9 protein-coding genes are annotated in these 16,664 nt (G+C 51.3%); all 9 read left to right on the top strand.

All coding sequences use genetic code 11. The features are described from left to right. The first annotated feature begins 9 nt into the window (after positions 1-9). The 9 genes from BLW29_RS31995 (at position 10) to BLW29_RS03090 (ending at position 16,542) form a co-directional block, all read left to right on the top strand. Positions 10-4,629, top strand: a complete 4,620-nt coding sequence (locus BLW29_RS31995; protein ID WP_090976097.1) for a fibronectin type III domain-containing protein — start codon at positions 10-12, stop codon at positions 4,627-4,629. Positions 4,630-4,799: 170 nt separating this feature from the next. Next, the gene (locus BLW29_RS03125; RefSeq protein WP_177186468.1) at positions 4,800-7,679 is read left to right on the top strand and encodes a beta-galactosidase; all 2,880 of its coding nucleotides are present in this window, start codon (positions 4,800-4,802) and stop codon (positions 7,677-7,679) included. A gap of 7 nt (positions 7,680-7,686) precedes the next feature. Further along, positions 7,687-9,657 (top strand): right-handed parallel beta-helix repeat-containing protein, encoded by a 1,971-nt coding sequence (locus BLW29_RS03120; protein WP_090976094.1) that lies wholly within the window; start codon positions 7,687-7,689, stop codon positions 9,655-9,657. 22 nt (positions 9,658-9,679) lie between these two features. Beyond that, a complete protein-coding gene (locus BLW29_RS03115; RefSeq protein ID WP_090977071.1) occupies positions 9,680-10,966 on the top strand; it encodes an alpha-L-fucosidase in 1,287 nt (428 codons plus the stop codon). 115 nt (positions 10,967-11,081) lie between these two features. Beyond that, positions 11,082-11,663, top strand: a complete 582-nt coding sequence (locus BLW29_RS03110) for a QcrA and Rieske domain-containing protein (protein ID WP_090976092.1) — start codon at positions 11,082-11,084, stop codon at positions 11,661-11,663. Between the two features lie 81 nt (positions 11,664-11,744). Continuing rightward, on the top strand, positions 11,745-12,641 hold the full coding sequence (locus BLW29_RS03105; protein WP_090976090.1) for a proline iminopeptidase-family hydrolase: 897 nt from the start codon (positions 11,745-11,747) through the stop codon (positions 12,639-12,641). Further along, entirely contained in the window at positions 12,631-13,443 is an 813-nt protein-coding gene (locus BLW29_RS03100; protein ID WP_090976088.1) for an AAC(3) family N-acetyltransferase, read from the top strand. The genes BLW29_RS03105 and BLW29_RS03100 overlap by 11 nt, the downstream gene beginning before the upstream one ends. Positions 13,444-13,704: 261 nt before the next feature. Beyond that, on the top strand, positions 13,705-15,492 hold the full coding sequence (locus BLW29_RS03095) for an AAA family ATPase (protein WP_090976087.1): 1,788 nt from the start codon (positions 13,705-13,707) through the stop codon (positions 15,490-15,492). Between the two features lie 234 nt (positions 15,493-15,726). Next, complete coding sequence (locus BLW29_RS03090) at positions 15,727-16,542, top strand: GNAT family N-acetyltransferase (RefSeq protein ID WP_090976085.1); 816 nt, start codon at positions 15,727-15,729, stop codon at positions 16,540-16,542. Positions 16,543-16,664 lie beyond the last annotated feature (122 nt).

Genomic DNA, 16,664 nt, shown 5'->3' with positions numbered 1-16,664 from the left:
GTGTAATTGATGAGGAGAAGGTTCATCTCGTATCTTCTGATTACGGCTTTGCTGTTGACCGGTTATGTTACGGCAGCCCCGCAGAAGGTATCCGCAGCAGGCAACACGTATTATGTCGATGGCGTGAACGGCAACGACACAACCGGAACAGGCAGCACGGGCAGTCCGTGGAAAACGATCAGCAAAGCGGCAAGCATCATGACAGCAGGTGACACAGCGAAGATCCGTACCGGCGTCTATCGCGAAACGGTCAAACCGACGAATTCGGGCACACCGGGCAATGAGATGACATTCCAGCCCGATACCGGAGCAGATGTCACGGTCAGCGGCGCGAATCTCGTAACCGGCTCGTGGTCGGTTCACTCCGGTAGTATTTACAAGACAAGTGTCACGCTGCCGATGGGGGACTATCTGGATTCTGTGTACGTCGATGGGATAGCCAACAACTTGGCACGATCCCCGAACACAGCAGTCGGCAACCTGTATGACCCAGCCCTCTATCAGTATAACAACACCTCAAACCGTGGACTGCTAGTCGATTCCACCAATCTGACACAGGCTGCGGGCTATTGGGATAATGCTTCCGTATTTGTGGAGGATTCCGGCGAATGGAACTTCAGTAACGCGCTGGCATCCACGTATACCCCCGGCAATCTGAATCTCAAAACCTCGCAAAATGCATACAGCCTTAAATTTTCCACCTATGATAATACACTCAAACTGCTTGGCGTAGGCGGGGCTGTATTAGGCTCCTACAATGTCACAATTGCGCAGAACACCACTTACAACCTGAAGGTTACGATCTCCGGAAGCTCCATTAATGTCTATTTGAATAATGGAGCGTCGCCAGTCATCACAGCGACGGATACGAATTTGAAGGAAGGAAGCTTCGGCCTAGGCGTGGAATCGAGCAGTTCAACGACTGCAGCGAAGGCGGAGTTTACGAACGTTAACGCAACCATTACAAGTCAAGATCCGAACCAAGCAACTGGCCGGGAGGCTCCTCCTTTCACCAGTAACATCAAAGGCTGGTACGCTCCGGAAGCTTCCGGTTACTGGATGCCAAGCGGAGCTACATTGTTTGGCTACACGCAGCCTCAAACTTCAGGAACAAACGCCTGGTATGAGAACACAACCACGGCCAAGGATTTCACCTACTCCGCAGATGTGAAGCTGACAAGCGCGGGTACGGCATATCTCGTGTTCCGCAAGGAATTGCCTCCGGGCAGCGTCATCGATCTATCCAACTGGGGTTATGGAGCAGCGGAATATTTTATCATGGGCAAGCTTGCCGCGCTCGATTATCCTGGAGAATGGTATTATGACAAAACCGCCGGTCAGCTGTACTTGCGCACAACGGCCAGCAACAGCCCGGCATCCCATTCGGTAGAGTATAAAGCGAGGAATTTGGCTTTCGACCTGACGGGCAAATCCAATATCGTCATCAAGAACGTGAAGCTGTTCGCAGCGGCTATTGATACGACAGATGGCTCGAACAACGTCATCGACGGCATCAATGCCAAATACGTATCGGAGTTCAACCGCGCTATTACCTATTCGGCAGGTGTCTGCCTGTGCGGAACGAACAATACGCTGAAGAATAGCGAGCTGCAATATTCATCCGGTGCTATCGTGACAATCGAAGGCGATAATAATAAGCTCATTAATAATTCCATCCATGACGGAACGTATGGTCCGATCGTCTTTAACTCTGTCGTCGATATTACCGGCAGAGGTCACCTGATTAGCCATAATACGGTTTACAATTCAGGAAGATCGCTTATCGGCGGTGAATTCTTCGCTACGGTTATCCAGTATAACGATTTCCATCATGGGAACTATTTTGCCAAGGATACCGCGATGCTGTATACGGCCCATAATGATCTCGGGAACTCCGAGATTCATCATAACTTCTGGCATGATTCCGTCAGCCGTACCAATGCGGATGCCAATGGATCCGGGGGATGGACCGGCGGCGTGTATCTGGATGAATCATCCGCTAATGCGCTCGTCTATAAGAATGTGACATGGAATTTATCCTGGGTAGGTGTTATCGTCAATCATCTCTCCGACTATGTCATGGTCTATAACAACACGACACATAACTTCTCCGGTATCCGGATTTCAGAACCGACCTACGGAATCGATGCGTACAAGGATCGGATAGCCAACAACATTGCCCTTCAAGAGTTCGGCACCGGCGCTTCTGCCATTGGTGCGGTTTTTAGCAACAATATGACCTCTGGTTCACCGCTCTATGTGAATACAGCAACGAATAATTTCCAACTGCAATCCGGCTCGGGAGCGAAGGATATCGGATTGCCGATCAGAGGAATCACAGATGGATATACCGGTACTGCACCGGATGCGGGAGCTTATGAATATGGGGGCACAGCCTGGACGGCCGGCGTCAATTTTGCCAGTCCGCCAAGTCCTGTCTATCAGCTTGTGGACACGGATTACAAGAATCTCGTCGTAAACGGCAGCTTAGACTTGAATCGGATGCATCATCCGGTGATGGATAGTTTATATGGCTGGACGAAGACAAATTCACAGACTGCGCAACCTGCCTATGATTATTCCGGAGGCAAGGTATCGAGCAGATTCAGCTATGAGACCGGCGCCAGCTTGGGTTCGGGGGCGGATGGAATTGAGCAGACGATTACCGGCTTGACGCCTAATACGACCTATGAGCTTTCAGGCTATCTGCGGGCCGGAGCTTCTGGGCAAACCGTCCGACTCGGCGTTAAGAATTATGGAGGCAGCGACACCTACCAAGAGAACACCACAACAGCGTGGGTGAATAAGACGTTTACCTTTACAACCGGGGCAGCGAATACGAGTGCGACGATTTATGGGCTTAAGCCCACAACCGGCGGTTATGCTTTCGTCGATGATGTCATGCTGTCCGCGACGACTGCACTATCGGGCAGCGACACAACTGCTCCAAGTGCGCCAACGAGCCTGGCTGTAGCATCAGTTACCGATACAACTGCATCACTGACGTGGACGGCATCGACGGATAATGTAGGTGTAACGGGATACAGCGTTTACCGTAACGGCGCACAAGTGGGCACGCCAACCGGAACCAGTTTCACGGATAGTGGATTAACGGCAAGCACGACCTATACGTATACGGTAAAAGCCATCGATGCCGCAACCAATCTATCAGCGGCCAGCAACTCGGTTTCTGCTACAACGTCTGCCAGCGGCTTCGGCGATTATTCGGAAAATTTCGAAAGCACGACAATCGGGCAAGTACCTGCCGGCTGGACGGTCAACGGTGCAGGCGGTGCGGTGTCCGTTCAACAAGTCGCGGACGGAGCCAATACAACGAATCGCGCATTGACCTTAACGCAATCGGCAGGGAGCTATGGCGTTGCGGATGTCAGCGCCTCGAAGTCGTTCACGGCAGCAACAGGAACCGTAACGATCGATACGCGGATGAAGGCGAATCAGACGAACGCTCTTACGGCCAGCCCGGTCTTGATGAACAGCAGCGGAACGCCGATCGTACAGCTCGGCTTCCGAGATAACGGGAAATTCGCTTACGTTAATTCAAGCATGGCATGGACGGACACGACGATGACTTATGCAGCGAATCAATGGTATGACGTTCATATTGTTGTGAATCTGCCTGCGGGAACGTTTAGCGTGACCATTAACGGTACAGCCGTATTAACGAACGTACCTGTAATGGCATCTTCCGTCAACCTGTCGCAAATTAATTTCTCGTCCAATATGTGGTATACGGGAACCGTGTCTTATGACAACATTCAAGTCGGTACGGGGGATACGCAAGCGCCGACTGCACCAACCGGCTTGGCAGCAGCTTCGGTGACGGCAACAACCGCTTCGCTAACATGGACGGCATCGAGCGATAATGTTGGCGTGACCGGCTATAAGGTTTACCGGAATGGCGTGGAAGTGGGCACCGCTTCCGGTACCAGCTATACGGACAGCGGATTGACGGCGAATACAACCTACGCGTATACGGTCAAAGCGTACGATGCCGCAACCAATTTGTCTGCTGCCAGCGGTTCGGTTAATGCCAAAACAAACATCTTCTCGGAGTTCTTTGATGCTACAACGATTGGGCAAATGCCTTCCGGGTGGACGGTTACCACTTCCGGCGGCGCAGCTTCGGTGCAGCAGGTTGCTGACGGAGCGAATACGACGAATCGTGCGTTAACGTTGACGCAATCGAACTACGGGGTCGCGGATGTCAGCGCCGTGAAGACGTTCACCTCCACGCCTGGAACGGTCACGATCGATACGCGGATGAAAGCCAATCAAACGAATGCGCTCATCGCCGGCCCTGCGCTGCTCAATAGCAGCGGAACGCCGATCGTGCAGTTCGCCTTCCGGGAGAACGGGAAATTCGGCTATGTCAGCTCAAGCATCGCATGGACGGACACGTCCATGTCGTATGCTGCGAACCAATGGTACGATGTCCGTCTCGTGGTGAATTTGACGGCAGGAACGTTTAATCTAACCATTAACGGAACGTCCGTATTAACGAATGTGCCTACAATGGCAGCAGCAACCAGCGTTTCACAGCTTTCTTTTGTCTCCAACATGTGGTATTCGGGCGTGGCTTCTTTCGATAAAATTCAGATCTCGCAGTAACAATAGGGAGAGCGGTTAGTGCATTCGTGCGCTAGCCGATTTTTATAATTCTACAGCGGGGGAAATCGTCCAAAAATCGTAGATTACTTCATATTTGGTCCTCCCTCCGGCTCGTATACTCGATAGTGTGAGCGTGGGATTCCATGACTATTGAAGATAGAGGTGCGGGAATGAAGCTGACGTATGACGGCCAATCATTTATGAAGGACGGCGAGCGGATCTGGATTATAGGTGGTGAAATCCATTATTTCCGTCATCCGCGTAGGGAATGGAGAGAGGTATTGCTCCGGGCCAAACGTGCCGGGTTGAATACGATATGCACATATGTTGCGTGGAATTTTCATGAAGTGAAGGAAGGTCAGGTGGATTTCGCGGGCGACAAGGATCTTGCCGCCTACATTGACCTCATCGGGGAGCTGGGCATGTATGCGATGCTGCGCCCAGGTCCTTATATTTGCAGTGAATGGGATGGCGGCGGAATACCGGCATGGCTGTGCGCGAATCCGGTTCTGCGGTTCCGTGAGGACGATCCCGTCTATATGGCTGCCGTAGAAAGCTGGTTCGATCAGCTCATTCCGATAATCAGTGAACGCCAAATTACGCGCGGCGGCCCGGTGATCACCATTCAGAACGAGAACGAGTATCCGGGCGGCTGGGATGAATCCATGCGTCGTTATCTCTACAAGATTAATGAAATCTATTACGGACATGGCATCGATATCCCGATTCTGGCCTGTAACGTACATGGTGCTACGCCAACAACCGTTAAAATCAATGATTCCACGGAAGCAGCCGATCAACTAATCGATGAAAGTATGATTCTGACTTACAACCATCATGTTGAGGTTGAGCCTGTGTACGACCTTAAGAGCAAGCAGCCGAATGCGCCATTAATTACGACCGAGTTCTGGTGTGGTGCACCGATTTATTGGGGCAATCAAGTCAGCGACTGGCCGAATCGGCTCGATCTGGCACGGGCGGTGTATGAGTATACCTCATCTGCCACTCAGGTTTGTTATTACATGTTTGAGGGCGGAACGAACTTCGGCTTCTGGGGCGGGAACAACATTGCTACCTCGTATGCCTCCGGCTATCCGGTTGGAGAAGGCGGGAAGTTGACGGACAAATATTATGCGGTGCGTCCGGCTAATTTGTTTATCTCGCATTTCAGCGCATATATCATGGATAGCTCGGAGCTTAAGGATCGCGGCGGTATGACATGCGAGGAGGGCGGCGTGCGACTAATTGTTCGTGAGAGCGAGAAAGGCACGCTTGCGTTTGTGTCGACAGCTGATGCTAGGCGCGAGCTTCTGGTTACGACCAAGGCCGGTAAACAGCTGACCGTTCATCTTGGGGAGGTCGCTGCCGCCGTTCTTCCGGTGGAGATGCAGCTGTTTGGCACTACCGGCGGTGTAACCATCAATTACAGCAGTCTTTGCCTGCTGGCTTGCAATGACTCGCGGAAAGCCATTCTATTGTACGGCCCCGCTGGTACAGATGGTGTTATTAGCGTGAACGGGATCGAGCACGATTTGTCCGTAAAGCGGCGGAAAGTACAGCATACGGCAATAGACGGCATTACGATCATCGTTGTTGATGAAGAAATGGCCAGAAGATGCTGGATCGTCGAAGACCAGATCGTCTTCGGACCCGATTATGTAGCGGAGCTGCAGCAGGATGGTTCGTTAGATATTCGAGTGAGTGACGGAACGCCAGAGGTGGTTTATCTCGATGCGAAAGGACAGCCGCTCATTCTCACCTTCAACCATAAGGCCTTGCAAATCAACTTGCCAGAGCTTCATTCGTGGAAAATAGCGCCTTGTCCTGAGCTGCATACGAGGGGCGAAGCAGCTGGTTGGACCGCACTCGATAAGCCGCAATCCCATGAGGCTTTAGGTGTTGTTCAAGGGTATCTCTGGTACAGTGCAGAGCTGGAGTGGGACACAGACGGCGTGGAAACCATGCTGCTCACTCATACGCCAACCCGAGCAACGGTATTCGTGAATGGTCAACTATGCGGCATTCATGCCGAGCGCCGCTCTGTGCGCATGAGAGACGAATACGGTCATCCTGCGGATTGGGCGTTCGAAGAAATTACGGTAACGCTGAAGAAAGGAACGAATCGTTTCGTCTTCTTGTCCGATGATCTCGGTCACAATTACGACGTGCCGATCGCAGTCGGTATTCAAGGGCCGGTGGTTGTTGGATCGCGCAGGATTCAAATCGAGACATACCGTGAAGTGAGCCCGCAGCCGATGTCCGCACAAGCCTTCCATTTCTTATATAACCGATTCTACCGCGAACAAGAGCCGCTTCCGGCAATTGAATTCGACCTTTCACTGCAGTCCGAGCAGCAAGCTTTCATTATGCTTCATGGCGTGAAGGCATGGGTGACGGTGAATGGCGAGGAAGTACTGCCATTATCTTATCCGGACTCGCCGTGGACGATGTTTTCCCAAATCAAGCGCTGGATCACGTGGCAGCTTCCCTTGCCATCTGAAGTCGGCGGCAGCCTCAAAGTCCGGATTCATTACGCGGAGAATGTGCCTGATGCCGTGAAGGAGAATTTGGCTGTCTATGTGGCGCCTCAATCAGGTCAACTATCCAACTGGCAGTGGAAGCCTTGGGAGGAAAGCGGGGACTTCTCGGCTTCGCAGCTCATGAACGGGCAGGCCAAGGAAGAAGAAGGACTTGTCGTGCTGCTTCCGGTCGGTAACAGGGTTGCACGGAAAGGCAGGACATTGAAACCGGCCTATCTGCAAACGCAATTCAAGCTGCCGGAAGGCGATCGCCCTGTCTATCTCCAGATTGGAGAGCTGCAGAAAGGACAACTATTCTTAAACGGCCATAATGTCGGCCGTATGTGGGCTTATGGAGGCACGCAGGAACGTTATTATTTACCAAGGAGCTGGATGAAAGCGGATAATGAGCTAATCATCTTCGAGGAGCTCGGTTTAAATCCGCAGAACACTTCGTTGGTGTTTGGCGAAGCCGGCGATTGGAGCAGCATAAAGCTGCAATTCGAGCAGACAGAAGCACACAAGGGGTGAATTCGGAGTGACGATTGACTCTATTTATGTGGCAACGAATGGGCTGGACTCCAATCCCGGTACGGAGTCGCGCCCGGTAGCTACGCTTGGCGAAGCGCTGAATCGCACTAGGGCAAATAAGTCCGATGAAGCAGCAACAGCAGCAGCAAAACGCATAATCGTTCGTGGCGGTCATTATTACGATGTTAGCTTGACGCTCACTAAGGAAGATGCGGGGCTTCAACTGGTTGCCTATCCGGGGGAGAGCCCAATTCTGTTCGGAGGTGCTCCCGTGACATCCTGGCAAAGAGAAGGAGATTGGCTCACGACGCCGCTTACCGGCGTGTATAATCGTGAGTTGGATTTCCGCCTCATTGAAGTGGACGGCGCGTACCGACAACGCGCGCGATTGCCGGAACAAGGGGCATTCCATCATTTGAATGAATTCAAGGTGGAGTGGCTCTCAACCTTCGCCGGCGGTTGGAAACGTCCGCCGAAGGACGAAGAAATGATGTCGCTGCGCGTGAAGCGAGAGGACATATCTGATTGGCTAGATGCTCGGAATGCGGAGCTGACCGTTTATCATGAATGGGATGAGTCGCTTGTTGGTGTTGCCGGTGTTCGGTCAGATGGCGAAGAAGCCGACATTCAGTTCTCCTATGCGCCGGGACATCCACCCGGTGCCTTCTATGAACGCAATGCCAACGCACGAACCTATGTGGTTTGGAATGTACGGGAGGGCTTGAAGAAGCCGGGGCAGTGGTATCTGGATCGAACGAACGAGAAGCTGGTCTACTGGCCGCTTCCGGATGAAGAGATCAATCACTTGCAGCTTATTGTTCCCTCGAAGGAGCATATCCTCTATCTGGAACCAGGAACTCAAGATGTTCGTTTGGAAGGACTAACCTTCGCTTGTGCAGCAACGCCGTTATCGGCAGGAGGCTTCGGAGCAATCTCTGTGAGCGCCGTCATCCACGGCGAAGACGTGCAAAAGATCATATTCGATCGCGTAACTGTGCGGAATACAGGCGGGTGGGCGTTCAATCTTAGCGGTAAAGAGATTCATCTGAACGAGTGCCACATTCATCACACCGGAGCGGGAGGCATCAAGTGGAAAGGTGATGGGGTTCGACTGGAGCGATCACGGATTCATGATATCGGACTCACGTATCAGAGTTCAATCGCCGTTAATAGCGACGGATCGAATCATACGCTCGTTCATAACGAGATCTATAATACGCCATACAGCGGGATCGCCAGCAGCAGTCCGAATACGGTGATCAGCGGCAATTTGCTGTATAACACGATGCAATTTATGAAAGACGGCTCCGCGATATATATTTGCTGGTACAGCGACAATGTATCCGTTAGCGGAAATGCAGTATTTGCAACCTATAACGCTTCCGAGAAAGTTCGCAGATACGCGTACTACTTAGATGAGAAATGTACGAATTGTTCCGTGCACGACAATTTGGCCGTTAATCTCGGTGTTCCCATGCTCAGTCATATGACGCGTGATTGTAGCTTCTTGAACAACATTTTTATGGATAAAGGGCTTCAAGTGGTATCGGTCTTGAATTCATCGGGCACCCGGTTTGAACGGAATATTCTCATAGCTGACGCGATCGAAATTCATACCCCGCAGGGGAATCCGGAAGGCTTAGTCTCGGAGGAATATGACTCGCATCCCTATATGAGCACGTTCTCAACGTCGGATGGGATTGTATCCTTTCAGAACAATTTGTTATTTAGCCGGAATCAATCGCGACGGTTCAAGCGATATTTTCATTATAAAGCGATTCATGAATATGAACTGCAAGAGTTATCAGGGAATCGGTTTGCTGATCCCTTGCTGACAGGAGCCGCTGCAGGGGACTATTCCTACGATGCGAATTCAATGGCATGGTCTCTCGGAATCCAACCGTTATCGTTTGTTGATGTCGGCTGTGATGGCAGATTTACCGAGGTATATGAACAATTCGGTGGCGATGAAAAATAGAATGAAGAGAGGTCGTATGGAGATGACCAGCACCGCTGCACCACATATGAAATGGTTTATGGAAGATCGTTTCGGCATGTTTATCCACTGGGGACTCTACGCGATTCCGGCGCGCGGCGAGTGGGTGCGCAGTCTGGAGAAACTGTCTGTAGCCGATTACGAGCCGTTCTTCGTAGAATTTAACCCGGTTAAATATAATCCGAAAGCTTGGGCCAAAGCTGCAAAAGCGGCTGGGATGAAGTATGCGGTGATGACGGCCAAGCACCATGACGGCTTCTGCTTGTTCGACAGTAAGCTGACGGATTACAAAGCAACCAATACGCCGGCAGGCAGGGATCTCATTCGCGAATATATGGAAGCATTCCGTGCAGAGGGGCTGCGTGTAGGGCTCTATTATTCCATTATTGATTGGCATCATGAAGACTACCCTCACTTCGGGGACAAAATTCATCCCATGCGCGATCACGAAGACTATCGGGATCATCGGATCGAATTCGACCGTTATCTGACTTACATGCACGGACAAGTGAAGGAATTGCTTACGAATTACGGGACGATTGATGTAATGTGGTTCGACTTCTCCTACGATGACATGACCGGCGAGAAATGGAAAGCCACCGAGCTCGTGCAGATGATGCGAAGCCTGCAGCCGGACATCGTAATCGATAATCGTCTTGGCGGCAATAAGAAATCGGCTGAACCTGAAGTGTATGCAGGCGACTTTATGAGTCCGGAACAGCTGCTCCCGCCGGAAGGCGTCGTGAATGAGGCCGGTGAACCACTGCCTTGGGAAGCGTGCATAACGCTGAATGATCACTGGGGTTATTGCGCGGGGGACAACAACTATAAGTCACCTAAGACCGTCATTCGAGGGTTGGTCGAATGCGTGAGTAAAGGCGGCAACCTGCTGCTTAACGTCGGTCCGAATGCCAAAGGCGAAATCCCGCGGCAATCCCTAGAGATTCTGGCCGAAGTCGGCCAATGGATGGATGACAATGGCGCCAGCCTGTATGGCTGCGGGCCAGCCAAGCTGGAGAAGCCCGAGTGGGGCCGCTATACGCGCAGTGGCAACTACCTGTACGCGCATATATACGATCGAGGCATGGGACCGATTAATTTCCGTGGCTTGAATGGCAAAATCAAGCGTGCACGCCTGCTTGCAGACGGCACGGAGATTAAAGTAGAAACGCCTTGGAATGCTTGGGAATATCCGGATGATGCTTTCATTAGCTTCACCGGTGCCTCGCTCCCGGACGAAGTAAATACAGTCGTAGAGCTGGAATTAATGGAGAACGTCCTAGATAATTAATGAAATTAATCATTTCACAAAGAACAGGATTACCGTTGGAGAATCGGCGCGAGCAATAGTGGCCGAGGCTTTGATCGTAATCCTGTTCTTCTTTTTCATAGGTGGGTGGGGTATTATGGAAGAAGTGGAGGCGATTGTTATGGATGAGATCAGACCGAATAAAATATCGCGCAGAGCATTTATCGGTACGACAGGCAAGCTTGCCATTGGAGTCGTTGGCGCACTGGCAGGCACGAGCGGTTTGTTCTATTATGGAGCGATTAAGCACCGTGGCAATGTTAATGAAGGGTTGCCGCAGAGTTATGCGCTGCTCGGTGATCATAATTGGTTAATGTCATTAAATGATGTGGTGAAAATACATTACAACGCCATCTACGACGATGCTTGGAACTCCAAGCCTGTGCAAGGGTTCGTGTACGTGGCGGTAGATCAACAAGGCATGCTGCGGATCATGTCGCCTGCCTGCTCACATCTCGGGTGTACGATTGAGCCGGCTACCACTGCGCAGATCAATGCGGCACAGGACAAATCGACTTATTTTAATTGTCCTTGCCATGGCGCACAATTCGATCGTGTCGGGAATGCCACCTTTGTCGTGACCAGAGGCCTTGATTTATATGAACCGATCCTCTCCGGCGGCAACGTATATATGGACATTATGAAACCGATTATGCAGCAAGACGGTCAGCAAACTTAACATAATTGAAGCGGCTGTGTTGCAGTCCTCCTCTACAATCAGGTAGGATCTAATAGATGTGAGATGTAGGAGGAAATCGTGATGACAACGAATGAAGGATATATTGAAGTACCCGGTGGGAAAGTCTGGTACGTGCAAGTTGGCGATAAGGGGAAAACACCTCTCTTAGTGCTTCATGGCGGGCCTGGAAATGTACATGACCCATTAAAATCGGCGTTAAGCGCGTTAGCGGATGAACGTCCCGTTATTTTCTACGATCAGCTGGGCTCCGGTAATTCGGATCGACCTGAGGATCCGTCATTATGGCATACCGACCGCTTCGTAGAAGAGCTTGCTTGCATTCGCGAAGCACTCCATCTGGATGATGTGCATGTCCTTGGGCATTCATGGGGTACGATGCTGGCATCTTCTTATTGCATAGAGCGGAGACCGATAGGGATCCGAAGTTTGATCTTGTCCAGCCCTTGCTTGAGCGCTCTTCGTTGGAAACAAGATGCGGACCGTCTGCTTGCTCAGCTGCCGGAAGAAATGCAGCAAGTGATTGCAGCTCATGAGGCGGAAGGGACAACGGATTCCGAAGCTTATGGAGAAGCCATTAAAGCCTATTACAACCGACATGTGTGCAGACTTGATCCTTGGCCGGACATTATGGCGGAAAGCAGACCGAAAGGGAACAAAGAGGTCTATCTGTCCATGTGGGGACCATCTGAATTTTGTCCGACCGGCAGCTTGAAGACCTACGATGTCACGGCTCAGCTGCATGAAATCCATGCGCCGACATTGTTCTTGTGCGGCAGATATGATGAAGCGACTCCGGAGGCAACGCAGTATTATCAATCTCTTGTCCCTGGAGCGAAGCTGCATGTGTTCGAAGAAAGCTCACATATGGGATATTTGGAAGAAACGGAAGCATATTTGCAGGTCGTCCGTCAGTTTATTCGTGAGACAGAGGATGAGGCAGGCAATCATGGTCATTAATGAATCGGAGCTTCCGCTAACTCGGAAGTCCATTGCTGCAGCATTATCACAAATTGGAGTAGAACCGGGTATGACTCTGCTCGTCCACTCCTCGCTTAAATCGTTTAACCGCTGGATTGTCGGCGGTGCTGAAGCTGTCGTACTGGGACTTGAAGATGCCATCGGCGAAGATGGTACGCTGGTTATGCCGACACACAGCAGTGATTTATCGGATCCTGCGTTATGGGCTAATCCTCCGGTACCGCAGGATTGGTGGCCTATTATAAGGAATGAAATGCCTGCATTCTCGCCGGATCTGACGGTAACAAGCGGAATGGGCCGGCTGGTTGAATGTTTCCGCAAACAGAATGGAACGCTCCGAAGCGGGCATCCACAGGTTTCGTTCGCCGCTCGAGGGCCGAAAGCAGCTTTTATTACAGAAGGACATTCGCTCGAATTCGGTCTCGGAGAGCACTCTCCGCTTGGCAAGCTCTATGCATGCGGAGCATTCGTGCTGCTGCTTGGTGTAGGACACGGCAACAATACTTCATTTCATCTGGCCGAGTATCGGACAAGTTATCCGGGCAAGAGTGAAATGACCCAAGGAGCACCGATTGCGGTGGACGGCGTCAGAGAATGGGTGACGTTCCCGGATATTAACATCAATTCGGATGACTTCGCGGAGCTTGGTACTGCGTTCGATGCACATGCCGGCGGCTCTATGAAGTCGGGCTTTCTGGGAGATGCAGAGATAAAGCTGATGTCGCAGCGAGAGCTTGTTGATTTCGGTATAGACTGGCTTGCTAGCTTCCGGAAACAGTAGCCTAGACTTAGAAGATATGAACAGCATTTACCCCCTATCCATAAGTGGATAGGGGGTTTTGTGCGTAGGCGAGACCAGCATATTTTAATGTTTCCGTTCTATTTGGAGATGTCAGGTTTTCTAGTATTTCATTTATATTACAGATGCTTGCAAGGGACTTTCTTCTCTCGATCCCACGCATATTTTCAAATATTACTAAGTAAAAATGAGTATCGCAATAAATACGAGCGAGCACATTTCGTGTGAAAAGGAAGTGTAGCCATGAGGAGTTATCAGTGGGTCAAGTGGCGCAAATTCCTCATTAGGCTCACCGTCATCGTCATCATTGGCGTGTTGGTGTGGTCAGGAGGGCCCCAAGTCTGGGGGATTACGCTGAGCATCGTCAGTCTCCTATTCCAGCTGGTCTTCGCTATGATGTTCATGATTGTGCAATTCGCGGCCCTGTTCTGGTTTCTCGCGAGGGGGAGAACGTATTGGATTCTTCCCGGCGAGACCGGCGCCACCTGGGACGATTACAGGGGGAACCCTGAAATCGTAGAGAACGCGAAGCGAATTGTGATCCTGCTCAAAGGGGTCAAAGAGTTCAAAGAGATGGGGGGAGAGGCGATCCGGGGCTTTCTGCTATGCGGTCCTCCGGGTACAGGTAAGTCCTATTTGGCTCAAGTTATTGCGAATGAAGCTCAGGTTCCCTTCGCTTACGCGTCGGCGCCGAGCTTCCAGAACATGTTCTTCGGGGTCGGTAACCTCAAAGTCATGCGCATTTATAAGAAGGCTAGGAAGCTTGCCAAAATGTACGGCGCTTGCATCATCTTCATCGACGAAATCGATGCCATCGGCATGAAACGCCAATCCGGCGCAGGGGCAATGGGCGGAATGATGGGGATGGGAGGCGGCTCAGGGCTGCTCAATGAGCTTCTCCTGCAAATGGACCCGCCGAATATCGATAATACGAGAATTGCCAAAATGATGCGTATGCTCGGGCTGCGCCGGAAGAAAGCAGAGCGTCCGGCGGTACTCACCGTAGCCGCGACGAATTTGCCGGATGTGCTCGACGCTGCACTGCTGAGGCCGGGACGGTTCGACAGACAGCTATGGATTGATACGCCGGATTATGACGGCCGCGTGGACGTCTTCCAATACTATCTCAAGAAAGTAAAGCATGATGCCTCCCTGACGCCGGAGAAGGCCGCACTGGATACGATCGGTTACAGCCCGGCTCAAATTAAGCATATCGTCAATGAATCGGTCGTTATCGCCCACCAACGGGGGGTATTGATTGCCGAATATCCGGATTTCCGCGTTGCCATGGAAACCTATGAGTGGGGGCTGAAGCAGCCGCTGCGTTCCATGCGTCCCGATGAGAAACGAAACGTGGCTTACCACGAGGCAGGTCACGCAGTTGCCCAATATTTGCTGAAGCCGCATGATCGAGTATGGAAAGTAACGATTGTTCGACGCGGCAATGCGCTCGGTCTTGCTGCCACCAAGCCGACGCACGAGCGGTATAATCGAAGCGACAGTGAAATCTTGGCGAGTATTCAAGTCTGTTTGGCTGCCAGGGCGGTTGAAGAGCTGTTCTTAGGCAAGAAGTTGAATGGCGTCACTTCCGATTTGCAGCAAGCTACGAATATGGCCGGTGCCTATCTCGGTGCGGTTGGTATGGGCGATGAGTTGTTCAGCTTCTTGGCTGTCGGTTCGCAAGCGGATGCGCTAAGATCGCTGCGACCGAAAATCAACGAGCTGCTCAAGGATATGATGAATCAGGTGAAGAAGCTCGTATCGGATCATACGGAATTCGTTCATTCGATCGCTGAATCTCTGTTGAATCAAGATGACTTGACCGGCGAGGAAATCGAGCAAATCTATATTCGTTTATACGGTCAGAATAAACCGGATCCCTCAGTCATTCGGACGATTATATTCGACCAGCCGTCTAAGAATAAAGAAGTTGAGGCACCTGAGGAATCCCAAGACGAAGACGAATTGGCCCGTGAAGAGAAGGAAGCCACAGACGAGGACGATGATACGGAGAAACCGGAAGAATCTTAAGCGTTGCGTAATCGTGACGAAATCGGGAGAACCCAAACAAGCCACAACTGCTCAGAAGCAGCTGTGGCTTGTTTCGTGTTGGATGGTCAGGAAAGAGAAGCGACAACGACAAAGGAAAAGTCAGATTCAAGCACGAATGTAAGTAGTAGGTAAAGCAAACAGAAAGTTCGGTGTTCTGACAGATGGGAAGCTGCGCGCTATACGGCAACATTAATCTCGTCAAGGAGGTCAAACATGTTTGTGCGATGGGGTCAACTTCATAATGATTTAGAGACAGCTCCGTTTATTCACGATGAAGTCCGGTACAATCTGCTTCATCGGATTACAGAGATAGAAGATTCCTTATGCCTTCGATCCGATAATGGTCAGCTGCTGTTCGCGCAATCGCCGGGACAGAACGGCTGGTTATGGATGGCAAGGTCGCTCGCCGGGGATGAGGAGAAGCGGATGCTTCAAGGGCTGGTTAATTATCTGGATGGTCACTCGCTGCCAGGCATATCCGGTGCTCCGCAGACGGCGTATCCTTTTGCCGTGGAATATTCAAGAGCGAACAACTTGCGTCACTCGACTCAGATGACGATGGAGGCTTATCATTGTCCTCAGGTGAACAAGCCCTCGAATGTGAGAGGGGATGCGAGCGTCGCGACGCTGCAGGATGTTGAAGTGATTGCGCAATATCTGGCCGGATTCATGGAGGACGCACACGGAAGGACAGTGGAACCGGAGAGCCAGCTGGAGTCGGCCCGGGGGTTGGTCGACACGCGCAAGCTGTATATGTGGCGCGTTGATGGCGAAGCGGTTTCGATGGCTAATATTGCTCATCGTTCGCGGAGACATGGTCGTATCAATGCGGTATTCACGCCGCTGCGACACCGGAAGAGAGGGTATGCGAGTGCGATTGTCGCTGCCGTCTCCGAGCAGTTATTGCAGGAGAATTTAACTCCGATGTTGTATGCCGATTTGCGTAATCCGAGCTCTAATAAGATCTATCGAAACATCGGCTTCCTGCCAAACGGCCAAATTTCGGATATCGGATTCAGTCCGAACTAAATATAGTTTGCCATAAGGCATCTCGAATCCTATTAATGGATGGTCGAGGTGTCTTTTTATATGACCATACGAACGCCCTTGCAACTGTCAGGAGAGAAGCATAGATATAAGAAAGGATGGAA

The organism is Paenibacillus sp. CF384 (assembly GCF_900106745.1).
In the GTDB taxonomy this organism is placed as follows: Bacteria; Bacillota; Bacilli; order Paenibacillales; family Paenibacillaceae; genus Paenibacillus_Z.
This window is presented reverse-complemented; position numbering and strand designations above follow the sequence as displayed.